The organism is Luteibacter sp. E-22, from assembly GCF_049913125.1.
Lineage (GTDB): Bacteria > Pseudomonadota > Gammaproteobacteria > Xanthomonadales > Rhodanobacteraceae > Luteibacter.
Map to the genome: position 1 here is coordinate 3,881,660 of NZ_CP183975.1, position 25,030 is coordinate 3,906,689.

Annotated in this window: 17 protein-coding genes; 8 read left to right on the forward strand and 9 right to left on the reverse strand. The window is 66.7% G+C overall.

Features of this window, described 5'->3' with window-relative positions; translation table 11 throughout:
- Window positions 1-129: 129 nt before the first annotated feature.
- The 3 genes from ACN9M2_RS17345 to ACN9M2_RS17355 form a co-directional block, all read right to left on the reverse strand.
- Window positions 130-3,264, reverse strand: coding sequence for an efflux RND transporter permease subunit (locus tag ACN9M2_RS17345; protein WP_426285865.1), 3,135 nt, complete (start codon window positions 3,262-3,264; stop codon window positions 130-132).
- A gap of 134 nt (window positions 3,265-3,398) precedes the next feature.
- Complete coding sequence (locus tag ACN9M2_RS17350) at window positions 3,399-6,641, reverse strand: efflux RND transporter permease subunit (RefSeq protein ID WP_426285866.1); 3,243 nt, start codon at window positions 6,639-6,641, stop codon at window positions 3,399-3,401.
- A gap of 75 nt (window positions 6,642-6,716) precedes the next feature.
- Window positions 6,717-7,973, reverse strand: coding sequence for an efflux RND transporter periplasmic adaptor subunit (locus tag ACN9M2_RS17355; RefSeq protein WP_426285867.1), 1,257 nt, complete (start codon window positions 7,971-7,973; stop codon window positions 6,717-6,719).
- A gap of 366 nt (window positions 7,974-8,339) precedes the next feature.
- Here ACN9M2_RS17355 and ACN9M2_RS17360 point away from each other — a divergent pair, with 366 nt between their 5' ends.
- Window positions 8,340-8,837, forward strand: coding sequence for a c-type cytochrome (locus ACN9M2_RS17360; protein ID WP_426287946.1), 498 nt, complete (start codon window positions 8,340-8,342; stop codon window positions 8,835-8,837).
- On the opposite strand, the gene ACN9M2_RS17365 is transcribed toward ACN9M2_RS17360, so the two are convergent.
- Window positions 8,830-9,426 (reverse strand): ACP phosphodiesterase, encoded by a 597-nt coding sequence (locus ACN9M2_RS17365; RefSeq protein ID WP_426285868.1) that lies wholly within the window; start codon window positions 9,424-9,426, stop codon window positions 8,830-8,832. The two genes, ACN9M2_RS17360 and ACN9M2_RS17365, sit on opposite strands and share 8 nt — an antisense overlap.
- A gap of 48 nt (window positions 9,427-9,474) precedes the next feature.
- Here ACN9M2_RS17365 and ACN9M2_RS17370 point away from each other — a divergent pair, with 48 nt between their 5' ends.
- The 4 genes from ACN9M2_RS17370 to ACN9M2_RS17385 all read left to right on the forward strand — a co-directional run bounded on the left by ACN9M2_RS17370 (window position 9,475) and on the right by ACN9M2_RS17385 (window position 12,589).
- Entirely contained in the window at window positions 9,475-10,173 is a 699-nt protein-coding gene (locus tag ACN9M2_RS17370) for an alpha/beta hydrolase (protein ID WP_426285869.1), read from the forward strand.
- The gene (gene zapE / locus ACN9M2_RS17375; protein ID WP_426285870.1) at window positions 10,170-11,279 is read left to right on the forward strand and encodes a cell division protein ZapE; all 1,110 of its coding nucleotides are present in this window, start codon (window positions 10,170-10,172) and stop codon (window positions 11,277-11,279) included. The genes ACN9M2_RS17370 and zapE overlap by 4 nt, the downstream gene beginning before the upstream one ends.
- Window positions 11,280-11,369: 90 nt before the next feature.
- Entirely contained in the window at window positions 11,370-11,810 is a 441-nt protein-coding gene (locus tag ACN9M2_RS17380; RefSeq protein WP_426285871.1) for a hypothetical protein, read from the forward strand.
- A complete protein-coding gene (locus ACN9M2_RS17385) occupies window positions 11,807-12,589 on the forward strand; it encodes an N-acetylmuramoyl-L-alanine amidase (protein WP_426285872.1) in 783 nt (260 codons plus the stop codon). Before ACN9M2_RS17380 ends, ACN9M2_RS17385 begins: the two co-directional genes overlap by 4 nt.
- Here the strand turns inward: ACN9M2_RS17385 and ltaE are convergent.
- Complete coding sequence (gene ltaE, locus ACN9M2_RS17390; RefSeq protein ID WP_426285873.1) at window positions 12,583-13,596, reverse strand: low-specificity L-threonine aldolase; 1,014 nt, start codon at window positions 13,594-13,596, stop codon at window positions 12,583-12,585. The two genes, ACN9M2_RS17385 and ltaE, sit on opposite strands and share 7 nt — an antisense overlap.
- 73 nt (window positions 13,597-13,669) lie before the next feature.
- Between ltaE and ACN9M2_RS17395 the strand changes: the two genes are divergently transcribed.
- Together ACN9M2_RS17395 and ACN9M2_RS17400 are read left to right on the forward strand one after the other, a co-directional pair.
- Window positions 13,670-14,185 carry a gluconokinase gene (locus ACN9M2_RS17395; protein WP_426285874.1) on the forward strand — a complete coding sequence of 172 codons (516 nt, stop codon included), beginning with the start codon at window positions 13,670-13,672 and terminating at the stop codon, window positions 14,183-14,185.
- A 77-nt stretch (window positions 14,186-14,262) separates the two neighbouring features.
- Window positions 14,263-15,468: an MFS transporter gene (locus ACN9M2_RS17400; protein WP_426285875.1), complete on the forward strand. Its 1,206-nt coding sequence runs from the start codon at window positions 14,263-14,265 to the stop codon at window positions 15,466-15,468.
- 164 nt (window positions 15,469-15,632) lie between these two features.
- Here ACN9M2_RS17400 and ACN9M2_RS17405 read toward each other — a convergent pair whose 3' ends face one another.
- From ACN9M2_RS17405 to ACN9M2_RS17420, 4 genes are all read right to left on the reverse strand, one after another.
- The gene (locus tag ACN9M2_RS17405; RefSeq protein ID WP_426285876.1) at window positions 15,633-18,092 is read right to left on the reverse strand and encodes a glucose/quinate/shikimate family membrane-bound PQQ-dependent dehydrogenase; all 2,460 of its coding nucleotides are present in this window, start codon (window positions 18,090-18,092) and stop codon (window positions 15,633-15,635) included.
- 89 nt (window positions 18,093-18,181) lie between these two features.
- A complete protein-coding gene (locus tag ACN9M2_RS17410; RefSeq protein ID WP_426285877.1) occupies window positions 18,182-19,867 on the reverse strand; it encodes an AMP-binding protein in 1,686 nt (561 codons plus the stop codon).
- A 63-nt stretch (window positions 19,868-19,930) separates the two neighbouring features.
- A complete protein-coding gene (locus tag ACN9M2_RS17415; RefSeq protein WP_426285878.1) occupies window positions 19,931-21,616 on the reverse strand; it encodes a methyl-accepting chemotaxis protein in 1,686 nt (561 codons plus the stop codon).
- Window positions 21,617-21,695: 79 nt separating this feature from the next.
- Window positions 21,696-24,245 carry a family 78 glycoside hydrolase catalytic domain gene (locus ACN9M2_RS17420; protein ID WP_426285879.1) on the reverse strand — a complete coding sequence of 850 codons (2,550 nt, stop codon included), beginning with the start codon at window positions 24,243-24,245 and terminating at the stop codon, window positions 21,696-21,698.
- Window positions 24,246-24,357: 112 nt separating this feature from the next.
- On the opposite strand from ACN9M2_RS17420, the gene ACN9M2_RS17425 reads away from it, so the two are divergent.
- On the forward strand, window positions 24,358-24,804 hold the full coding sequence (locus ACN9M2_RS17425; protein WP_426285880.1) for a DUF2501 domain-containing protein: 447 nt from the start codon (window positions 24,358-24,360) through the stop codon (window positions 24,802-24,804).
- Window positions 24,805-25,030 lie beyond the last annotated feature (226 nt).

Genomic DNA, 25,030 nt, shown 5'->3' on the forward strand with positions numbered 1-25,030 from the left:
TGGCCGTCATGCCGCATGGGAAAGGTGGGGCCTGGGGCGGCACCTAATCGCCGACAGGGTCGGCTCCCACCGGAGCCAGCAAATCGGGCAAGCCCGCGGCGGTCGGTGGGAGCCGACCCTGTCGGCGATTCAGGTGCCGGCGGCGCGCAGGGCGCGCCGTTCCCTCTTCCGCTCCTGCCGCCGCGCCTTGCGCGCCTTCCAGCGCTCCGACAAACAGGCGAAGATCACGTACAGCGCCGGCGTCGAAAGCAGGGTCAGGCTCTGCGAAATCACCAGGCCGCCGATCATGGCGATACCCAGGGGCCGGCGCAGCTCCGCGCCCTCGCCCAGGCCGATCGCCAGTGGCGTGGCGGCCAGGATCGCCACCATCGTCGTCATCATGATCGGGCGGAAGCGGACCAGGCAGGCCTCGCGGATGGCGCCCTTGTAGTCGAGCCCGTGCTCACGCTGAGCCACCAGGGCGAAGTCGATCATCATGATCGCGTTCTTCTTCACGATGCCGATCAGCAGCACCAGGGCGATCATCGCGATGACCGATAGTTCCGTGTCGGTGATGACCAGTGCGGCAAGCGCGCCCACGCCCGCGGCGGGCAGGGTCGAGAGAATGGTCACGGGATGGATGAGGCTCTCGTAGAGCATGCCCATCAACAGGTAGACGGTGACGATCGCGGCCAGGATCAGCAGCGGCATGTCGCTCTGCGACTGCTGGAAGCGGCGGAAGTCGCTGCCGGCGTCGAGGCGTATGTCACCGGGCATGCGCATGCCGTCGATCGTCTTCTGGATGATTTCCATCGCCTCGCCCATGCTGACGTTGGGCGCGAGGTTGAAGCTGACACCCATGCTCGTGTACTGGTCCTCGTGCACGATCTGGGTGGGTGCGAGCCCCGGCACCTGCTTGGTCACCGCGGTCATCGGTATCATCGCGCCGGAATTGGCCCGCACGTAGATCTGGTTCAGCGATTCCGGCGTGGCCGCCATCTGCGGCAGCGCGTTGACGATCACGCGGTACTGGTTGATGTCCGAGTAGATCGTCGAGACCGCACGCTGGCCGAAGGCGTTGTAGAGCGCGCCATCGATGTCGCCGATGGACACGCCCAGGCGTGCGGCCGTATCGCGGTCGATCACCATGTTCTGGCGCAGGCCCGCGGCATCGATGTCGCTGCCGACGTCCTTCAGCATCGGGTTCTTCTTCAACGCGTCGACCAGCCTGGGCAGCCAGGTCTGCAACTCGACGATGTCGTTGCCCTTCAGCGACACCGAATACTGGCCGCCTTGCGTGTTGCCACCGCCACCGCCGGTGGGCAGGTCCTGGATCGGGCGCAGGCGCAGGTTGAGGTCGGGATACTTGTTGGCCTTGGCCGACAGCCGATCGAGCACGACAAAGGTGCTCTCCTTGCGCCCTTCCGCCATGGTCTTCAGTTCGATGTTGAAGAAGCCGCTGGAACCCGTACGGCTGGTCCCGAGGCGCGAGCCCACGGCCTTCACGGCGGGATCGTCCAGCAGCATCTGGGTGAGACGGGCCTGGCGCACCTTCATTTCGCCGAACGACACCGTGGAGCTGGAGGTCGCGCGGGCCCCGATCAGGCCGGTGTCCTGCGGCGGGAAGAAGCCCCCCTTGACCATGCCGGCGAGCACGAAGGTCACACCGACCAGGATCAACGGGGTGATGGCCATGAGCAGGGCGTGCCGCAGGGTCCAGTCCAGGGCCACGCGGTACATCCCGAGCAGGCGCTCGTGCATCCGCTCCAGTGCCCGGCCAAGCTTCGATTCCGGCTTGTCGTCCTTGTGCGCCGTGAGGAAATGGGCGCACAAGGACGGGGTCAGGGTCAGCGACACGATGGCCGACACCACGATCGCGGCGACCAGGGTGATCGTGAATTCCTTGAAGAACATGCCGATGATGCCCGGGGCGAGCAGCAACGGAATGAACACCGCCACCAGCGAACCGGTGATCGAGACGATGGTGAAGCCGATCTCGCGCGCACCGAGCAAGGCCGCCTCGAAGCGTGGAATTCCCTCGTCCATGTGCCGGATGACGTTCTCGATCACCACGATGGCGTCGTCGACGACGAAACCGATCGCGATCACCAGGGCCAGCAAGGTGAGGTTGTTCAAGGTATAGCCGAACGCGTACATCACCACGAACGCGCCAGCCAGGGAGAGCGGCACGGCGAGACCCGCGATCACCGTCGGCGCCAACCGCCGCAGGAACAAGGCCATCGTCATGATGACCATGGCGAGGCTGATGAGCAGCGTGGCCTGCACCTCGTGCAGCGAGGCGCGGATGGTCGGCGTGCCATCGAAGAACGAATGCAACTGCACGCCCGCCGGCAGCCATGCCTGCATCGTCGGCATCTGCGCCTTGATCCGGTCCACCGTGTCGATGACGTTCGCATCGGCCTTCCTGTAGACGTACATCAGGATGCCGGGCTTGCCGTTGAACCACGCCGCCTGATAGGCGTCCTGCTGCCCGTCGTAGACCTTGGCGATGTCGGACAGGCGGATCGGCACGCCGTTGTTCACGCCGATGATCAGGTTGGCGAACTCTTCGGCCGTATGCAGCGAATCGGTGGCCGTCACCGCCATCGTGGTGACGCCATCGCTGAGGAAGCCCTGCGGTGAGGTCACGTTGGCGGCGGTGAGGGCGTTGCGCAGCTGGTCCGGCGACAGCCCCATCGCATTCAGCGCGCGCAGGTTCACGTCCACGCGAATGGCGGGCGTGGCGCTGCCGGCGATATCGACGGTGGCGATGCCTTCCTGCTGGCGCAGGCGCTGGGCGAGGATCGAGTCCGCCACGTTGTAGAGCGCGGTCGGCGCCACCGTATCGGAGGTGAGCGCCAGCACGATGATGGGATCGTCGTTCGGGTTGGCCTTGGTATACGAGGGCGCGTTCAACAGGCCCGGCGGCAGGTCGGGCTGGGCGGCGTTGATGGCGGATTGCACGTCGCGAGCGGCGGCGTCGATGTTGGTGCCGTTCTGGAAGAACAACAACACGAAGGCGCTGCCTTCGGAGCTGTTCGAGCGCATGGACTCCACGCCCGGCACCTGGCCGAGGTGGCGTTCCAGCGGTGCGGCCACGGTAGAAGCCATCGTGCTCGCGTCGGCGCCGGATTGCTGCGCCTGGACGAAGATCGCCGGGAACTGGATGTTCGGCAGCGCGGCCACGCCGAGCAACGCATAGCAGATGATGCCGACCGCGAAGATGCCGATCGCCAGCAGCGAAGTGCCGATGGGACGGCGAATGAAGGGGCCGGAAATGTTCATGGGGCGAAGCGGCTCATGGGGAGCGGGATGGCGGTGGGCATTCCCTGCTAACGCGCCAACCGGAAAAAGGTTTCGCCGGGCGGCGAACCGTCCGGCGAAGAGGGGGTATTTCCTTGGGAAGGGGCGATCCGTCATCAGCCCGCGGTTTGCGGTTCGATGCCGTGCGCCAGGGCGCGTCGTCGCTTGCGCTCGGCCAGCCAGTCGGAGAAACGCTCCATGTAGAGGTAGATCACCGGCGTGGTGTAGAGCGTGACCAGCTGCGAAAGCAGCAGGCCGCCGACGATCGATACGCCCAGTGGCTTGCGCAGTTCCGATCCGATGCCGTTGCCCAGGGCCAGGGGCAGCGCGCCGAGCAGCGCCGCCGCGGTGGTCATCATGATCGGACGGAAGCGCAGCAGGCAGGCGCGGCGAATGGCGTCCTGCGCGTTCAGGCCGGTGCGCTTCGCCTCGATGGCGAAGTCGATCATCATGATCGCGTTCTTCTTCACGATGCCGATCAGCAGCACGATGCCCACGATGCCGTCCACCGACAGGCTCATGCCGCACAGGAGCAGGGCGAGCAGCGCGCCGACGCCAGCCGGGGGCAGCGTGGAGATGATCGTCAACGGATGGATGTAACTCTCGTAGAGCACGCCCAGCACGATGTAGATGACGATGATCGAGGCCAGCAGCAGGAGCACCTCGTCGCCCACCGAGGACGAGAACTCGGCGGCCTTGCCAATGAACTGTCCACGCACTTCCGGCGGGAAGTTCAGCTCCTTCTCCACCTCGTGGATCGCGTCCACCGCCGACGACAGCGAGTAGCCCGGTGCGAGGTTGAACGAGATCGTCACCGCCGGCAACTGCTGCAGGTGGCTGACCACCAGCGGCGCGCTGGTGACCTGGGCGCTGGCGAGCGCGGCCAGCGGGATGGTGCCGCCACCGCCGACCTGGAAGCCCACGTTGCCGGTGTTGCCGATGCCCGCCGGGGTCGCCGAGTTGCTCGATGCCACCTGGCCGAAGCTGGTGGCGTTGGAGCCGGTCAGCGCGCCGTTGCCGTTGCCGCGCACCGTGAGCTTGTTCAGCAGGTCGGTGCTGGTGCGGTATTCCGGCGAGACCTCCAGCACCACGCGGTACTGGTTGAGCTGGGTGAAGATCGTGGAGATCTGCCGCTGCCCGTAGGCGTCGTACAAGGTGTCGTCGATCGTCTGCACCGGCACGCCGAGGCGGCTGGCGCTGTCACGGTCGATGGTGAGTTTCAGCGCGTTGCCCTTGTCGGCCAGGTTGCTGTCGACATCGGCCAGTTCCTCGCGCTTGCGCAAGGCCGAGGTCATCTGCTGCGCATAACCCGCCAGCGCGGTCGAATCCACGGCGGACAGCGAATACTGGTACTCGGTGGCGGACACCTGGCTGTCCAGCGTCACGTCCTGCACCGGCTTCAGGTACAGCGCCACGCCGGCGATGTGCGAGGCGGCTTCCTGAAGGCGCGGCAGCACCTCGTCGAGGCTGTCGCGGTCGCCGCGATCCTTCAGCACCAGGGAGATCTGGCCCTGGTTGAGGGTCGGATTGACCGAGCCCGCACCGATGAACGCAGCCACGCCCGAGACGGCGGGGTCCTTGCCGAGCGCGTCGGCCACGGCCTTCGTGCGCTTCTCCATCTGCGGGAAGGCGACGTTCTGGTCGGCCTGCACGACGGCGGTGATGAGGCCGGTGTCCTGCTCGGGCAACAGGCCCTTGGGGATGATGATGTAGAGCACGACCGTGAGCGCCACCGAAAGCGCCGCGACGGTCATGGTCAGCGGGCGGTGGGCGAGCACCCAGTCGAGGCTGCGGCCGTAGCCGTCGACGATGCGCGACCAGGTGGTGTGCTTGCCGGCGGCCGCGGCGTGTTCGTGGGCGTCGTCGGCGTCCGGCAGCTGGTCGGCCTTGAGCAGGTACGCGCACATCATCGGCGTGAGCGTCAGCGAGACCAGCATCGAGATGGCCACGGCGATGGTCAGCACCCAGGCGAACTCGTGGAACAGGCGGCCGGTGACGCCCGGCATCAGCAACAGGGGCAGGAACACCGCGATCAGCGAGACGGTCAGCGAGAGCACCGTGAAGCCGATTTCTTTCGCACCCACCTCGGCGGCGGTCTTGGCGTCCTGGCCCTGCTCGATATAGCGGACGATGTTCTCGATCATCACGATCGCATCGTCGACGACGAAGCCGGTCGCGACCGCCAACGCCATCAGCGAGAGGTTGTCCAGCGACATGCCGGCGAAGGCCATCACGCCGAACGTACCCATCAGCGACAGGGGCACGGCCACCGAGGGGATCACCGTGGCCCACAGGCGGCGCAGGAAGACGAAGATCACCGCGACGACGAGGCAGATCGTGAGGATCAGGGTGAACTGGACATCCTCGACCGACGCACGGATGGTGATGGTGCGATCGGAGAACACCTGCAGGTGCACATCGGCCGGCAGCACCTTCTGCAGGTCGGGAATGGTCTGGCGAATCTGCTGCACCGTCTGCACGATGTTCGCGCCGGGCTGGCGGCGGATGTCGAGCAGCACGGCCGGCTTGCCGTTCGCCCATGCGGCGAGCTGGTCGTTCTCCACGCCGTCGATCACGTTCGCCACATCGGACAGGCGCACGGGGGCGCCGTTCTTGTAGCTGATGATCGTGCCCTTGTATTCGGCGGCATCGGCCAGCTGGTCGTTGGTGCCGATACTGTACGACTGGGTCTTGCCGTTCAGCGTGCCCTTGGGCGCGTTGACGTTGGCCTGGGTGAGCGCGCTGCGCACGTCCTCCATGGTCAGGCCGAGGTTGGCCAGCTGGGCCGGGTTCACCTGGATGCGCACGGCCGGACGCACGTTGCCGGCGATGGAGACCAGGCCGACGCCCTGCACCTGCGAGAGCTTCTGCGAGAGGATCGAGTCGGCGAAGTTGTTCACGTCGCGCAGCGCACGGCTGTCCGAGGTGAGCATCAGCGTCATGATCGGCGCATCGGCCGGGTTCACGCGGTTGTAGACGGGCGGGTACGGCAGGTTGTTCGGCAGCGTGCCGCGCGCCTGGTTGATGGCGGCCTGCACGTCCTGCGCGGCGATATCGATGTCGCGGTCCATGTTGAATTGCAGGACGATCGTCGACAGGCCCGCCGACGAGTCGGAACTCATCATGTTCAGCCCGGAGATCTGGCCGAAGTTACGTTCCAGCGGCGTGGTGACCAGGGCCGCCATCGTGGTGGCGCTGGCACCGGGGTACTGGGTGGTGACGACCAGGCTGGGCGCGTCGATCTCCGGCAGCGCCGACACCGGCAACTGCCGGTAGCCGAGGATACCGAGCAACAGGACCGCCACCATCAATAGCGAGGTGGCGATCGGCCGGCGAATGAAGAGTGTCGAGAAACCCACGTTCTATTCCTGGTGTCGGGACCTTGCGATCCGTGGCGGCGCGTCCGTCGTGGACACGCCGCGCGCTAAGCGCTATCAGCCGCGGCGTCCGCCCTGACGGCCCTGCTGATCCTTCTTCGCCTTCAATTCCTCGGCCGTGGGCGCGGCGGGGACCTGCCCCGGCGCCAGCGGCTGCACCTTCGAACCCGGCTTGAGACGGAACTGGCCCTCGGTCACCACCTTGTCGCCGAGCTTCAGGCCCTTGCTGATGAGCATGTGGCTATCGCCCACCTCGGTCGCGGTTTCCACCGCCTGCATCTTGACCGTGTTGTCGCCCTGGACGAGGTAGACGTAATCGCCATCCGGCCCGCGCTGCACCGCCTGGGCGGGTACGACGAGGCCGTTCTTTACCGTGCGCACGCGGACGCGCGCATTGACGAACTGGCCCGGCCAGAGTTCGGTCTTCGTGTTATCGAACAGCGCGCGCAGGCGGAACGTGCCCGTGGTGGTGTCGATGGTGTTGTCGATGACGTCGAGCTTGCCGGTGGCGACCACGTGCGCGTCGACGCGGTCGAGCGCGGCGACTTCGAGCGGGGTGGCGCCTTCCTCGCGCATGGAGGAACGAACCAGGTCGAGATTCTTCTCGGGCAGGTTGAACGAGACGTAGATCGGATGGACCTCGGTCAATGTGACGATCGTGTCCGTGGTGGCGACGATGTTGCCGACGTCCACGGCGCGGATGCCGGCGAGGCCGTCGATCGGCGCGATCACCTTGGTGAAGCCCAGCTGCACCTGCGAGGCGCGGATCGAGGCCTGGTCGGCGACCACCGTGGCGACGGCCTGGTCGAGGGTGTTCTTGAGGTTGTCGAGGTCCTGCTTGGACACGTACTGCTGGCCGCCCTTGCTGACCAGGTTCTGCGAACGCTCGAGGTTGTTCTTGGCGGTGGCCGCGGCGGCCTGGTCCTGGCGCAGCTTGGCGACGGACTGGTCGTATTGCGACTGGATGGTGCGCGGGTCGATCTCGGCGATGACGTCGCCCTGCTTCACTTCCTGGCCTTCCTGGAAGTTGAGCTTCATCAGCTGGCCGGCGACCTGCGGGCGCACCACCACGGAATTACGTGCCTGGGCGGTACCGGTCGCGGTGAGGTAGACGGGGACATCCTGGCTGGCGACGGGCACGACGGTGACCGGCACCGGCGGCTGGTCCTTCCCCTGGCCCTCTCCATTGGCCTTGCCTCCCTGGGTCTGGGCTGCGTTCGCGCCCTCGGCGTGACGCAGCCGGGGAACGACGAATATGCCCGCGATCACCAGAACCACGATGACGGCCAGCGCGATCTTCCAAAAACGCGACATGCAAAACACTCCCAGGATGAATGACCGGACGGGGGTACCTGGTCCGACCGGCGCGCCGTGCGCCACGGGGGTTTATACCCCCAAAAGGTGAAAACCCGACGGCGCCAATATAGGTGTAGGTGAACGGCATTGAACAATGCCGGTTGACAGGGGTACAGCATGACTGACGGCACGTCTCCCGGCCGGTCCCCTGGCACGGCACCGGCATGCAGACCGCTGACTCCCGCGGAGGTTCCGTTATACTCGCGAAATTCGACGCCGCATTTGCGGCCGGCAGGCACGCCGGATCCCGGGGAGGGGACGGCACACCCAAATCAGTGGAGTCAATGCGTGAGCGGTTCTCCGAGCAAGTCCGACCAGAACTTCATGCGTCAGTTCTCGTGGCTGACCGCCGGCCTCAGTGTCCTGGCCCTCGTCCTGATGGTCATCGCCTATACCATCTACAGCAACATCCCCAAGGATCAGGACCCGGCCGTCGCCAAGCGCACCGAGGCCCGGATCGCCCCGGTGGGCGGCGTCTATGCCGGCGACACCGGCCGCGCAGCGATGCTGGCCGCCCAGGAGGCCGCCGCGAAGGCCGCCGCCTCGCAGGTCGCCTACGGTGGCAGCACCGACGGCAAGACCATCTACGACAACCTGTGCCACAGCTGCCACACGGCCGGCGTGGCCGGTGCGCCGAAGCTCGGCGACAAGACCGCCTGGTCCGCACGCATCGCCCAGGGCATCGCCGCCCTCACCAAGCACGCCATCGACGGCTACACCGGCCCCGACGGCAACCACATGCCGGCCAAGGGCGGCAACCCGGCCCTGACCGACGAACAGGTCGGCAACACGGTCAAGTGGATGGCCGACCAGGTCAAGTAAGCGGCGGGAGGCGGGCCACCCACTCCTTCGCGAACGCCCGCAGCTGCGGGAAGAACCGCTCGAAGGTGGCCTGCAACAGGGCGTCTTCCGCCATCAGCAGCGGCATGGCGTCACCGACGGGGTTGGCCCGGGATAGCCGCTGCGATATGCCGCGCAAGGCCTGGGCGATCGCCTCGGCCCGCGCATAGCCGGCCGGAAGGCCGTTGGCGTCCATGTAACCGAGGAAGCGCTTTAGCGCATCGGGCAACAGTGGACCGGCGGCATGCAACTCCGTACGCAGGTTCGTCGAGAAATCCTCCAGGGGCTGCGTGGACCAGTGCGCGAAATCGCGCGCCAGGCAGTGGTCGAACCACATGTCGAGAAGGATTCCCGCATAGCGGCGGAAAGGCGCGGGCAAGCGTTCGCGGGCCGCGCGGACCTCGTCGTGGCTGTCGGTGAAACTGTCGATCGCGCGGTGCAGGTGGATACCCTGGCGGACACGTTCGGGAATGGCCGGATCAGGCGTCCCGTGCACGAAGTCGCCCATGATGCCGCCAAGGCGCAAGGCCGCGTCGTCGCCCGCCAACAAGGCGTGTGCGAGGACGTTCATCGCCGGTCTTGGCCGCGGACCGGCCAGCCAGCGGGTATCATGGAGAGCATGAGCGAACTTCTACCTACAGCGCCGGATCACTTCCCGGACGAGAGCATGAGCTTCGCGCTCGCGGGCCCGGCGGGCAAGCTCGAATGCGAAGCCAAGGCCGCCACCGCCGACGTGGCCCGTCACGGCATCGCCGTGATCTGCCATCCCCTGTCCACCGACGGTGGCAGCATGCACAACAAGGTGGTGACCATGATCGAACGCTCGCTGCGCGAGTCGGGCATGGACACGGTCATCTTCAACTTCCGCAGCGTCGGCCGGTCGGAAGGCACGTTCGACAGCGGCAATGGCGAAAGCGACGATCTCGCCGCCGTGGTCGCCTGGGCGCGCAAGGTCCGTCCCGGCGCGGCCCTGTGGCTGGCCGGGTTTTCCTTCGGCAGCTACGTGACCCTGCGTAACGCCACCCACCTCGGTGCCGACGCCCTGATCAGCGTGGCACCGCCCGTGGCGGGCCGTGGCTGGGATTTCGCCCAGATCGAACTACCCACGAGCCACTGGCTCGTGGTCATGGGCGACGCCGACGAGATCGTCAACCCCCAGGCCGTCTACGACTGGGTCGACAGCCTGCCGGAAGACACTCGCCCGCAACTGGTGAGAATGGAGGACACCAGCCATTTCTTCCATCGCCGGCTCATGGACCTGCGCGGCGTCATCAAGAATGGCGTGAAGAACTGGTTGCCGGAGTCCCGCGCTGCATGACCTGCTCGGAATCGACGCCCGGCGAACGCTACCGGGACGGTATCGCCGGACGTCGCTGGGAATCCGATCCGGCCCAGTTGCCCGTCATCGCCGAGTTCGATCGCCTGCATGCGGCGCTCTGCGCACCCGAACCCGCCGCCGGCCTTTTCGGCCGCCTGCGCAGCATGCTCGGCAACGAACCGCGCGCCGCCGTGCACGGCCTGTACCTGTGGGGCAGCGTCGGCCGGGGCAAGACCTTCCTCATGGATCTCTTCGTTTCCAGCCTCGCCCCGGGCCTCGCCCTGCGTCGGCATTTCCATCGCTTCATGCTGGAGGTGCACGGCATGCTGCGCGAACTCGGCGAACGGCAGAATCCGCTCGACGAGGTGGCTGAACGCCTCGCCGCGAAGTGCCGCGTGTTGTGCCTGGACGAATTCCTCGTTTCCGATATCGGCGACGCCATGATCCTCGCCGGGTTGCTGGACGGCTTGTTCGCCCGCGGCGTCACCCTGGTCACCACCTCGAACACGCCGCCGAAAGGCCTCTACAAGGATGGCCTGCAACGCGCGCGGTTCCTGCCCGCCATCGCGGCGATCGAAAAACACTGCGTGGTCCATGAAATGGTGTCTCCGCACGACTGGCGCCTGCGCGCCTTGAGCCAGGCGCCGGTCTACCTCGTGCCGCCCGGCCAGGAAGCCGAGCGCTCGCTGACGAAGATCTTCATGGGCCAGGCACAGGGCGACATCGTCGAGGCTGGCTCCATCCTGCTCAGCGGTCGCGACGTGCCGGTGCGCAAGCGGGCGGACAATATCGTCTGGTTCGACTTCGCCGCGCTCTGCGAAGGACCGCGAGCCGTCGCGGACTACATCGAGCTGGCGAAATCGTATCCCGCCGTGATCCTGTCCAACGTGCCGCAGTTCACCGTCTACTCGGAGAACGAAGCCAAGCGCTTCGTGCTGCTGGTGGACGAGTTCTACGACCGCCACGTGAAGCTGGTACTCTCCGCGGCCGCGCCGATCACGGAACTCTACGATGGCCGCAAGGTTCGCGCCGAGTTCGGCCGCACCGAATCGCGGCTCATCGAAATGCAGAGCGAGGACTACCTCGGCCGTGACCATAAACCCTGATACGGCACGGACAGGACCGGCTGGCCGGTCGTATCGCCGGTCCGCCATGCTTCACCGGCGGGTCTCCCGCGCCATCTGACGAGGTACGCCATGGAACATTGCGAGCTGGTCCCGGGCCGCGGCATCCGCCGCGGCGACACCGACATCTTCTTCGGCATGCCGCGAAAGAAACTTCGCGACACGCTCGGCTGGAAGGCCGGCGGCGAAAACATGTGGGACGACGAAGACGAATACGCCGATGCCGCCGGAGACGAATGGCTGCGGCTGCGCTTCCTCGACGACAAGCTGTGCGACATCGAAGTGCTGGGCGGCCAGCTCACGCATGAGGGCACGGAACTGCTCGCCACGACGATGCCCGTCCTGCATGCGGCGCTGAAGAAATCCGGCATGGCGCTGGAGAAAACCGAATGGCTTTCCGAAGGCCACGATTGCGTCGACCTCCAGATCGTGGTGGCATCCCGGGAAGACACCGGGGACGTGGGCGAGGAGATCGCATGGGTCATCACCAGCAGCGACTTCCGCGTCGAATGACGCGAACGAGGGCCACCGTCGCAAGGCGCATCCGCCTCGCGGCGGTCGTGCTGGCGATCGCCTGTCTTGCCGGCTGCGCCACCGGGCCGCGCGTCGCACCGCAGCGCAGCGCCCTCGCCCACTGGACACCATCGCCCAACTTCAACGCGCGCAAGGCGCAGATCATCGTTTTGCACCACACGTCGATCGGTGACGCCGCGGAAGCCCTGCGCGTGCTGAGCACACGTAACAGCGAAGGCCAGGTAAGCGCCCACTACCTCGTCGAGTCCAATGGCCGCATCGACCAGCTCGTCGACGACAACGACCGCGCATGGCATGCGGGCGCCTCGCGCTGGGGCGACATGACCGACCTGAATTCCTCGTCCATCGGCATCGAGATCGACAACGATGGCGAGTCCCCGTTCACCCAGCCGCAGATCCAAGCACTGGTGAAACTGCTGGCCGACCTCACAGCGCGTCTGGGCATCCCACGCGAAGCCGTGGTCGGTCATGGCGACATCGCGCCCGGCCGGAAGAACGACCCGAGCGTGCAATTCCCCTGGGCGACGCTCGCCAGCTACGGTTTCGGACTGTGGCCGGAGCCGAACCCGATCCCCGCACCGCCCGGCTTCGACAGCCTCGCGGCGATGCGCCTGGTCGGCTATGACGTATCCAATCCGCGCAACGCGATCATCGCCTTCCACCGCCATTACCGCGCGATGGAAACCGACACGCTCGATCTCACCGATGCCGCCCTTCTCTATTCGCTGCAACGCAAGCTGATGGCGCCTCGTCAGTAATCGAACGAAGCGAACGCGGCGATCGTCCGTTCGATGGCCGTGTCGTCGATGTCCAGGTGCGTCACCAGTCGGATCGACGGAAGATAACCGATGCTCAGTCGTACGCCGCGCGCGGCCATGTGCGTGGCGAGGTCCTTCAAGCGTACGGGCGGCACGTCGACGAAGACCATGTTCGTATGGCAACCCTTGACCTCGAGGCCGTCGATCCGGCGCAAGCCGTTCGCCAACCGGCTGGCGCGCGCGTGGTCGTCGGCCAGGCGTTCCACATGGTGGTCGAGCGCATGCATCGCCGCCGCGGCCAGCATGCCCGCCTGCCGCCAGCCACCGCCGGCGACCTTGCGCCAGCGACGAGCGCGGTCGATCAACGCCACGCTGCCCAGCAACACCGAGCCCACGGGCGCGCCCAGGCCCTTGGACAGGCACACGGACACGCTGTCGAAACCCGTCACGATCTCACGAGCCGGACGGCCATAGGCGATCGCCGCGTTGTAAAGACGCGCGCCGTCCATGTGCAGTCCGAGCCCGCGCCGTGTCGCCAGTTCGCGCGCGGAGGCGAGGTAGTCGAACGGAAGGGCACGACCATGCCAGGTGTTCTCCAGCGCCAGCAGGCGGGAGCGGGCGAAGTGCGGGTCGATCGGCTTGATCGCCGCCTCGACCAGGTTCAGGGGCAAGGTTCCGTCGACGTCCTGCGGGATCGGTTGTGGCTGGATCGAACCCAGCACCGCCGCACCGCCGCCTTCGAAGCGATAGGTATGCGCATCCGCGCCCACGATGTATTCGTCACCGCGTTCGCAGTGGCTCATCAACGCGAGCAGGTTGCCCTGGGTACCGGTGGGCACGAATAGCGCCGCGGCGAAGCCCAGGTCGGCCGCGATGCGATCCTGCAAGGCGTTGACCGTGGGGTCCTCACCGTACACGTCGTCGCCGACCGGCGCACGCAACATCGCCTCGCGCATGGCGTCGGTCGGCTGGGTGACGGTATCACTGCGCAGGTCGATGGTTTCCATGGCGTGGGTTCGAAAGGGACCAGTCAATGATGGTACGCGATGCCGTTCACGATTCCGTGGCCCGGAAGACGGCATGCTTCCGGCCATGATCACGATCGTCATGGGTGTTTCCGGCAGCGGCAAGAGCACGATTGGCATGGGCCTGGCGGCACGCCTGGGCCAGCCCTTCGTCGACGGGGATCACCTTCATCCCCAGGCCAACCGCGACAAGATGGCCCAGGGCATACCGCTCGACGATGCGGACCGTCAGCCCTGGCTCGCCGCCATCGTGGCGGAAATGGATCGCCACCGGCAGCAGGGCGAGTCGCTGGTGGTGGCATGCTCGGCATTGAAGCACCGCTATCGCGATTTCTTGCGCAGTGGACACGACGACGTGAAGTTCGTCTACCTGCATGGCTCGCGCGAACTGCTGGCCGACCGCCTCGGCCACCGGGCGGGACACTTCTTCGATCCGGCGCTCCTCGACAGCCAGTTGGCGACGCTGGAGGAACCCGGCGACGCGGAAGCCATGCGCGTGGAAATCGGCAAGCCGCCGGCCGAACTCGTCGAGTGCATCATCCGCGCGGATTGCCACGGTCCCCGGACCTAGGGCCCACGATCACGCCGGCAGTGGCCGCCTCGCCTCGCCCGTGTTCTCATATTCGCTCCCCTACCCCAGGAAAGCCCATGCAAGCCCCCGTCGACGCGGCGCTGGACGGCCGCCGCGCGGACACGACCGTCTATGGCGTGATCTTCGCGATCAGCTTCTGTCATCTACTCAACGACATGATGCAGTCGCTGCTTCCGGCCATCTACCCGGGCCTGAAGACCGACTTCCAGCTCGACTTCGGCCAGATCGGTCTCATCACGCTGACCTACCAGATGACCGCGTCGATCCTGCAGCCGCTCATCGGCCTCTACGCCGACCGCCGTCCCACGCCGCTCGCGCTTCCCGGCGGCACGCTGTTCTCGCTGTTCGGCCTGCTCGTGTTGTCCAAGGCGCACGCCTACCCGTTGCTGCTCGCCGGCGCGGCATTGCTGGGCATGGGTTCGTCGGTGTTCCATCCCGAATCGTCCCGCGTGGCGCGGATGGCCTCGGGCGGCCGCCACGGCCTCGCGCAGTCGCTTTTCCAGGTGGGCGGCAACGCTGGCCAGGCATTGGGCCCGCTCGCCGCGGCGCTGGTCGTGGTGCGCTGGGGACAGTCGAGCCTGGCCTTCTTCGCGCTGCTGGCCCTGCTGTCCTGCGCGATCCTGTGGAACGTCGGTCAGTGGTATCGCCACTACGGGCTGCCACGCCTCAAGAACAATGCAGGCAAGCATGGCCAACTCGCGCCACCCACGCGGGAGGCACGGCGTGGCATCGCCGTCCTGCTCGCGCTGATCTTCTCGAAGTACGTCTACCTCGCCAGCCTCACCAGCTACTTCACGTTCTACCTGATCCATCGCTTTGGCGTGTCGGTGGAGAACGCCCAGTTCCACCTGTTCGTCTTCCTCGGCGCGGTGGCGGTGGGAACGGTGCTCGGCGGCCCCGTCGGCGACCGCATCGGACGCAAGCGCGTGATCTGGTTCTCGATCCTCGGCGCCCTGCCGTTCACCCTCCTGTTGCCGCACGCCAGCCTGTTCTGGACGGCACCGCTCACCGTGGCGATCGGCTTGATCCTGGCCTCGGCTTTCCCCGCGATCGTCGTCTTCGCACAGGAACTCGTGCCAGGACGGGTCGGCATGATCTCCGGACTGTTCTTCGGCTTCTCGTTCGGCATGGGCGGCCTGGGCGCGGCGGTGCTCGGCGAACTGGCCGACCACATCGGCATCGAGGCGGTGTACCAGGTATGTGCTTTCCTTCCCTTGATCGGTTTGCTGGCCGCGCTGCTGCCTAGCCCCAAGCGGGGCTAGGCACATTCAGTCAGGCCGCCAGGGCAACCGAAACCCTGGTGGGAGCCGACCTTTCGTGGGAGCCGACTTGTCGGCGATGGGTGCTTGCCTCGACCTGGCCCGCTGCCGCGGGATCGCCGACAAGGTCGGCTCCCACAGGGTCGGTTCCGCGTACCTAAACATCCCTACCTGGGCAAGGCGTAGGCGATCACCCAGTCGCCTTGCTTGGTGCCCAGCGAGCCATGGCCGCCTGCCGTCACGAGCAGGTACTGCCGTCCGTCCTTGTCCGCATAGGTCATCGGCGTGGCCTGGCCGCCGGCGGGAAGACGTGCCTCCCACAGCTTCTTCCCGGTGCGCACGTCGTAACCGCGCACGTAGTAGTCCAGCGTGCCCGAGAGGAAGGTGACGCCACCAGCGGTGGTGACCATGCCGCCGAGGCTCGGGACGCCGAGCGGCATCGGGATCGGCAACGGTGCGCTGTCGACGATGGTGCCGTTCTTGTGCCGCCACATCATCTTGCCCGTGCGCAGGTCGACGCCCGCGACGTATCCCCACGGCGGCGCCTGGCAGGGAATGCCCAGCGGCGAGAGGAAGGCGGACAACTCGATGCCATAGGGAATGCCTTCGGCCTTCTTCACGCCTTCGGTCTCGCTCTTGGCGGGGCCGACCTCCATCTTGGCCAGCACGTCCTTCGGAATCAGGCGCGACTGGAAAGCCATGTAGCTCGGGTTGATCAACATCAACTGGCGCGTGGGATCCACCGACACGCCGCCCCAGTCGAACACGCCGAAATTACCAGGGAAAACCAGCGATCCTTGTTCCGACGGCGGCGTGAACATGCCCTCGTAGCGCAACGAACGGAAACGCACGCGGCACCAGAGCTGGTCCAGCGGCGTCGTGCCCCACATGTCCTTCTCGCGCACATCCGGTGGCGCGAAGTTGAGATCCGATAGCGGCTGAGTCGGTGCGGTGTGGTCGCCCGCCACGGCACCCTGCGGACGCGGCACTTCGCGAATGGGGACGATCGGCGTGCCGTCGCGCCGGTCGAGCACGTACACGCTGCCCTGCTTGGTCGAGGCCACCAACGCGGGTTTCATTCCGTCGGCGGTTTGCAGGTCGACCAGGGTCGGTTGCCCGCCGATGTCCATGTCCCAGAGATCGTGATGGGTGAACTGATAGTTCCACCGCACCTTGCCGGTGGCCACATCCAGCGCGACGATGCCCGCGCTGTACTTTTCCGACGTGGGCGTGCGACCGCCACCGAACTGGTCGGGCGTCTGGTTTCCCATGGGCAGGTAGACGATGCCGAGGCCTTCGTCGACGCTGAAGAGCGACCAGACATTCGGCGAATTGCGGGTATAGGTGGCGCCCGGCGCGATCGGCGCCGTGTCGTCGGGCTTGCCGGGGTCCCAGTTCCAGACCAGGTGGCCGTCGTGCACGTCGTAGGCACGGATCACGCCGGAGGGTTCGTTCGTCGATTCGTTGTCGGTGACATGGCCGCCGATGATGACCAGGTCCTTCGTCACCGCCGGGGGCGAGGTGGAGTAGTAGCCACCCGGCGTGAACGGGCCGATGTTCGTGCGCAGGTTCACCGTGCCGTGGTCGCCGAAGTCCGTGCAGGGCTGGCCGGAATCGGCGTCGATCGCCATCAGGCGCGCGTCGGCCGTGGGCAGGAACAGGCGGCGGGGGCAGGTCGCCGAGGCGGTGGATACCGCCGCGATCGCCGCGGTCGAGGCCGAGGCGGGTGCGCCGGCCGCGGTCGTCGCAGGAGCGGGAATCGTCGCCGCCGCGTACTTCGCATCATCGTGGTACGAAACACCACGACAGGTCATGTGTTCCCAGTGCTTGAATCCGACGGGGCTCTGGATCTTCGGATCGAACTCCCAGCGCTTCTGCCCCGTGGCCGCATCCACCGCGATCACCCGGCTGTGCGGCGTGCACAGGTAGACGGTGTCGCCGATCTTCAGCGGTGTGTTCTCGGAGGTGGTTTCAGTCGGATCGTCAGGCCCCGGGGTATCGCCTGTCTGGATTTTCCAGGCGACCTGCAGCTGCCCCACGTTATCCGGAGTGATCTGCGTCAGCGGAGAGTAGCGCTGGCCGAATGGCGAGCCACCGTAGTCCGTCCAGTCGCCGTCGGGCCGTGCGGCGCGGTCGCCTTGTGGTCCGGCCACGTCGGCCATCGGCAATTCACCCGACAGGTCGTGATTGGAATGAAGGGCCCCCGCGATGCCCACCACCGCGATGACCAACAGCGAGACGAGCAGGAACCCACCGCCGGTATGCCGGGAGGTTTCGTAGAGGCTGTCCCGGTTGAGGCCTCGGCGCGGCCACGGCAGCAGGAGCCACAAGCCCAGCACGAACCACACGTCGAGACGCGGAAGCAGTTGCCACCAGTCCAGGCGCACCTCCCAGACCGACCAGGCGGCGGTGCCGATCAGCAGGAGTCCGTAGAGGGGCACGGCCAACCGCATGCGGAACAGCAACAAGGCCGCGACCACCAGGGTCACCGCACCGGCCACCAGGTAATAGGCGGAGCCGCCGAGGTTGACGAGCCGTATGCCACCCAGCAGGGTCGCGGCGCCCAACAACGCGAAGAGGAACGCCGTAAACAGCGTCGCGGGGTGGTGTCTCCTGACTCGATTCACATGTGCCTCTCTGGTGTCCTGAGCCCTCCCTCCCGGCTAGCGTGGAGAGGAGGGCGTGAATCCGAAGTGCAGAACGGCGGTCGGCGGGGCTAGCCTTCAGGCCCGACCTTGCCGGACAGTTCCGCTTCCATCATCTCGCGCATGACGTACTTCTGCACCTTTCCGGTCACGGTCATCGGGAAGCCGCCCACGAAGCGAACGTAGTGCGGCACCTTGAAATAGGCGAGGTGCCTACGGCAATAGTCCTGGATCGAGGCCTCCGTGGCCACGGCTCCGTCGCGCAGGCGGACCCACGCGCACACCTGCTCGCCCAGCCGGTCATCCGGGACACCGAACACCTGCACGTCCTGGATATCCGGGTGCCCATAGAGGAATTCCTCGATTTCGCGTGGGTAGATGTTTTCGCCACCACGGATGATCATGTCCTTCAGGCGGCCCACGATGGTGCAGTAGCCCGCGTCATCGAGGACCGCGAGGTCGCCGGTATGCATCCAGCGCGACGCGTCGAGCGCTTGCCGCGTGTTCGCCTCGTCGCCCCAGTAGCCGCGCATCACGGAATACCCGCGTGTCAGCAGTTCACCCGTCGTCCCTCGCGGAACGACCCGCCCCGTCTCGTCCACGATCTTCACTTCCACGTGCGGATGGATGCGTCCCACCGTCGACACGCGCAATTCGAGTGGATCGCCCGGCACGGTCTGGAAACTGACAGGGCTGGTTTCGGTCATGCCGTAGGCGATGGTCACCTCGCTCATATGCATCTCGCGCACGACACGGCGCATCACCTCGATGGGGCATGGCGAGCCCGCCATGATGCCCGTGCGCAGGCTCGACAGATCGAACTCGCGGAAGCGGGGATGCTCGAGTTCGGCGATGAACATGGTCGGCACGCCGTGCAGCGCGGTGCAGCGTTCCTCCGCCACCGTTTCCAGCGTGGCCAGCACATCGAAGCCCTCGCCGGGGATCACCATGCATGCGCCGTGCGTCACGCAGGCGAGGTTACCCAGGACCATCCCGAAGCAATGGTAGAACGGCACGGGGATGCACAGCCTGTCGTCCTCGGTGAGGCGCATGGCTTCACCGATGAAGAAGCCGTTGTTGACGATGTTGTGATGCGTGAGCGTCGCGCCCTTGGGCGCACCCGTCGTACCGGAGGTGAACTGGATGTTCACCGCGTCGTCGAACGACAGCTCCGCCTCCACCGCCGCGAGATGTTCCCGCGCCGCGTCGTCCACCACGATATCGCGCCAGCGCAGCACGCCGGGTGCCGCGTCCTCGTCGAGCAGGATCACGTGACGCAGGTCCGGCAACGCCGCCGCACGCAATCCGCCTGGCGGGCAGGCTTCCAGTTCCGGGGCGAGGCCACGAAGGATGTCCAGGTAGTGCGACGATTTGAAGGCGCGCGGCAGGATGAGCGCGCGGCAACCGACCTTGTTCAGCGAATACGCCAACTCGTGCGAACGGTAGGCGGGATTGATGTTGACCAGGATCAACCCCGCCTTGGGCGCGGCGAATTGCGCCACCACCCATTCCGCGCGGTTCGGTGCCCAGATGCCGACGCGGTCGCCGGGCTCCAGGCCCAGCGCGAGAAGGCCGGCGGCGACGCGCTCGACCTCCGCGTGGAATTCCCGATAGGTCCAGCGGACGCCCTGCTGGCGCACCACCAGCGCTGGCCGATCCGGCCAACGTGCGGCGACACGATCGAGAAGGGCCCCGACCGTCTCGCCGAGCAGGGGTGTGGGGCTCGCGCCGTGCACGTAACTCGCGGCGTGGTCCATGCGTTCATCCTCGTTGGGGCTTCGCCTGAGGATAAACAATGTGCGCCGGCACGTGCCTCCCCGTCAGGCGAACTCGGTCCAGCCCGCGTCGGCGGTGGCCGGGGCGGGGCGATGACCGAAGCTCAGGTCGTGCGCGGCACGCTCCACCGTGGCGCGCGACGTGTCGCTGCCGCCTGCCTCGGCGTCGACCGTGAAGAACGCCACCTGGTCACGCAACGACTTCGCCTGGTCCTGCATCGACTTCGCGGCGGCGGCGGCCTCTTCCACCAGCGCGGCGTTCTCCTGCGTCACCTGGTCGATCTGCGCGATGGCCAGGTTCACCTGGTCGACGCCGGACGACTGCTCGGCGCTGGCCGCGGCGATCTCGGCCACGATGTCGGTCACCTTCTTCACGCTGTCGACGATGTCGCGCAGCGCGACCGAGGATTGCTCGACCAGCGCCGCGCCCGCATCCACGCGTTCGCCGCTTTCCAGGATGAGGCCCTTGATCTCGCGCGACGCCGACGCACTGGACTGCGCGAGACGGCGCACTTCCGCCGCCACCACGGCGAAGCCACGGCCCTGTTCGCCCGCGCGCGCCGCTTCCACGGCGGCGTTCAATGCCAGCAGGTTGGTCTGAAAGGCGATGTCGTCGATCAGGCCCACGATGTCCCCGATGCGACGGCTGGAATCGCCGATCTGGCGCATCGCCTCCATCGCCTCGCCGACGACGGCCCCGCCCTTCTCCGCCGCGCCGCGCGCGTGACGCGACAAGCGGTCCGCCGCTAGGGCGTTCTCGGCGTTCTGCTTCACCGTTGCCGTCATCTCCTCCATCGACGCGGCGGTTTCCTCCAGGCTGGAAGCCTGTTCCTGCGTGCGCTGCGAAAGGTCGTCGTTGCCGCGCGCGATTTCGCCGGAGGTGGTGGAGACGACGTGCGCGCCTTCCTGCACTTCCATGACGATCGAGGACAGCGTGCCACGCATGCGTTCCAGCGCGCCCAGCAAGCTCTCCGGCGCGAAGGCGGCTGCGCTATCCGCGCGAAGATCGCCACCGGCGATCCGCCCCGCGATCTCCACGGCGTCGCGCGGTTCGCCACCCAGGCTGCTGCGGATGCTGCTCATCGAGAACCAGACGATCGCCAGCGCCAGCAGCGCGATGAGCCCCGACTTGACCAGGTCGCGCTTGAGCTGGGCCTGGAACGCGGCATCGATAGCGTCGAAGTAGGCGCCCGACACGAAGTGCAGATCCCACGGCTTGTACCAGGACGAGAAGCTGATCTTGTCCTTCAGCTCCTTCGTCTTGGGCATGATCTGCGTGTAACGGGTCATGCCGTGGCCGATCTTCGTATCGGTGGCGAGCATCGCCTCGTAGTGGTGGAACCCCTTGCCGTCGACATCCTCGCGAATGTTCTTGCCGATGTCGTCATGCCGCAGCGGATGCATGCGCATCGTCAGCGACGAATCGAACGCGAACACGTAGCCGGTGTTGTTCGCCCAGCGCATCGCCTCGATGTCCTGCAGCGCATTCACCCGCGCCTCCAGGTCGCTCAACTCGCCCTTTTTCGCGCGTGCATGGTAAGCGTCGGCGATCGACATCGCCGCCGTCACGTGCTGTTCGAGCGTGTCCTGGAGCGCGCGCATCTGCACGCCGCGGCTTTCGATACCCGCCATGATGGTCTGCGCCATCAGCCCGGCGACGACCACGGTCGTCACCATCCACACCCGCGTGTTCAGCCGCGTGCGGCCGAACCATCTTTCTACTGCCGACATACCCATCACCCTCGATATTCCCCGTGCAGGACTTATCGGCGGTGGGGTGCAAGACTTTACGAGGGGTATGTGAAGACGCTCACGGGGCGGTCAGCTTGTGCCGGCCCGATCCCAGCACCTTCTCGGGCGACCCCGGCAGGGCCACCACCGCCTCGGTGCCCACCGGTACCACGACATCCGCCTCGACCTTCCCCGCCACCTTGCGCCACGCCACGGAGGCTTCACCGTAGGGCGTCATGACCGCCGCCGACGCACGATCGAGGAAGGCCGTGAGGGCAGGCCGCACCTCGAAACGCCGCCAACCCGGCTCCAGCGGCCGGAGACCCGCCACGTCGCCGAACAGCCAGTCGTCGATCGTGCCGAGGAAATAGTGGCCCCGTGAACGCGAGGCCAGCTTCCAGTGTTCCCATAGGCTGGTGGCCCCGTTGGCGCGCCAGAATCCCCAGCTCGGGAAAGTGGTCTGGGTGGCGATGGCCCAGGCTTCGCCCGCATGGCCGGTGGCGGTCAACACCGGCAGGATCGTCTTGGTCGCCAGCGCGCCGGTATCGAGATGGTCCCCGCGCGCTTTCGCATCGGCCGCCACGCCAGCCGCCACGCGCGCCTTGACGTCGTCGGGCACCAGGCCGAAGGCCAGGGCCAGCAGGTTGTGCGCCTGTCGATAGCCACGGTCGCCTTCGCCGCGATAGCGGGCGGCCGCGCGATCGAGGAAACGCTGGTTGAACGCCGCCCGCACCTTTTCGGCGCGGGCATCGAACGTGGTGGCACCGGTCGCATCGCCGGCAAGCCGCAGCATCGCCGCCGTCGCACGTTCCATACCGTAAAGATAAGCCGTGGCGGCGACGCGCTTGTCCTCCGGCGCGTTCTCGCCGCCCGGATCGGTTTCCGGGCTGACCCAGTCGCCCAGTTCCGTATCGGCGATGCCGCCCGGCGAACGCGCATCCTCCATCGCCACGTAGTGTGCGATGCCCTGGATGTGCTCCTCGATCGGCCGCCTGTCCCCCGCATACATCCACAACCACCACGGGATGAATACATAGGCCGAATGCCAGGTGGGCGCGCGTACGTCACCCCACCCGGGATTGGGCGCGATGAGGAGCGGCGCGCCTTGCGCGTTGCGTGCATCGGCGATGTCGCGCAGCCACTTCACCAGCAGTCGATCCGCGTCGAAATTGCGCAGGAACATCTCCGCACCGAGCATGCCGTCCCCCGTCCAGCCGTTCTTTTCGTACATCGGCGTGTCGGTGGGGATGCCGTGCAGGTTGTTCAGCATGGTGTCGACGGCGGCCCGGTGAATCCAGTTCAACAACGGGTTATCGCTGTCGAAGCGGCCGGTCACCGCGACATCGGTGTGCACCACCTGCGCAGCGACCGCGTCGGCGGCCGGCTTGGCGCCGGGCCATCCCCGGACCTGCACGTAGCGAAAGCCCTTGTACGAAAAACGCGGATGCCACCGCACCCGACCGCCGTTGAGCGTCAGCCGGTCGGTCTGGAATCCCTGCTTGAAATAATGGTGCTCGTCGCGCGCGTCGACGGTGCCGTCGGGCAGCAGCTTCTCTCCGTAGCGGGCGACGATCGTCGTGCCTGCCGGGCCGCTCACATCGAAGCTCGCCCATCCCGCCATCACGCGGGGAAACGCGAACACGTACGTACCCGGCACCGGTTCGGTCACGGCCGTAGCGGCGAGGGTATCCACGACGCGAATGGGTTGCTCGACCTGCGCAACGAGCTTTCCCGCTGGTGCCGGCAATTCCGCCGCGGGAGACCACGTGCGTGGCGTGGCGAGACGCGCGTCGAAAGCCTCGCCGCCATACAAGTCGTCCGATCGCGTCGGTCCATCGGCCACCCGCCAGCTCGTATCGCTGACGACATCCTCGATACGACCGTCGGCATGACGGATGCGCAGCAACGCGCGCATCCGCGGGCGGCCATGCCACGGCGCCCGCTCCCAATGCCATACGTTCGGATTGGTGAGCCCGTAGAAACCGCGCCCGAGTTCAGCACCGAGCGTGTGTTCGCCAGGCGTGAGGGTGATCTCATCCGCCACCACTTCCACGCGTTTCCCGTAATCGGTAAAGCCCGGGCCAAGCACGGCGTCGCTCACCGGCTTGCCGTCGATCGACACATCGGCATAACCTCCGGCGGCGATGTACAGCGTGGCGTGCGCAACATCGCCCTCGACACGGAATGTCTTCCGCAGCAAGGGTGCCGGAAGCGTGTCGTCGCCCTTGCCGATCCAACGCGCCCCGTGCCAGCCGGCTTCGTCCAGCGCGGTATCGAAGTGCGAGGCCGCGCTGGCGTCGCCGTCGGAGGTGTGGACGTCCACGCGCCACTCGTAGCGTTCGCCGGGAGCCAGCGGAGGGCCGGCATATTCGATATCGAACGGGCGTGCGCCGACGACGTCGCCACTGTCCCAGACCGTCACGCCCCGGTGCGTCACGACGATGCGATACCCGGTCTGCACGGTACCGTCGGTATCGCTGCGTACGATCCACGAGAAACGCGGCCTGTCCACGTCGACGTACCCGGGTGTATCGGTGCGTTCGACACGGGGCGTGGTGAGGCTGACGGAGGCATTCGCGAGCGGTGCGGCGAACAGCAGGATGCAGGCGAGACGGGAGCGAACGGGCAACGGACCTTCCTTCCGCGGAGTACGCAGGGAGCATATCGGCCGACCGTGCTTACATCCATCTAACGCATCAAGGTTTATCCCTTCCCCACCCTGAACCCCCCGGAGCCATGTCATGAAGACCTTACTCGCCGGCCTCACCCTCGCCACCGCCTTCGCCGCGACGCCCGCGGCGGCGGTACAACTCGACAGCCTGAAGGGCATGATGGGTGGCGGCGGCAGCTCGCTCGCTTCCGGCAGCGTGGGCAATGCCGCAGGCATCCTGCAGTACTGCATGAGCAACAACTACCTCGGCGGCGAAAGCGGCGCCGCGGGCGTGAAGGACCAGCTGCTGGGCAAGCTCGGCGGCCAGTCCGCCCAGGCCACGCCCGCTCCCACGCAGGACAAGGGTTACCTCGACGGCGCGAAGGGTCTGTTGAAGTCCAGCGACGGCAAGACCCTCGACCTCTCCGGCGGCGGCTCCAGCCCGGCCGGCACCGGCGACCTCAAGGCCCAGCTCACCCGCAAGGCCTGCGATGCGGTGTTGAAGCAAGGCAAGAAGATGGTCGGCATGGGAAAGTGACATGACGTGGACGGGGTATGGACACCCCGGCCCGTAAACCTGAAGGCCTCTCCCACCACGAGGACCTTCCCATGGCGCGCCGGTGTATGTGTTGCTGGCCAGTCAGGAAGCGAGCTTCATCACCAGGGAAACGTATGGGGTGACGGGCGGGCATATGTTGCCGTGAGGCGGGCCGTATCGCCGACAGGGTCGGCTCCCACCAGGATGAGGCTCCTCCAGGGAAAGG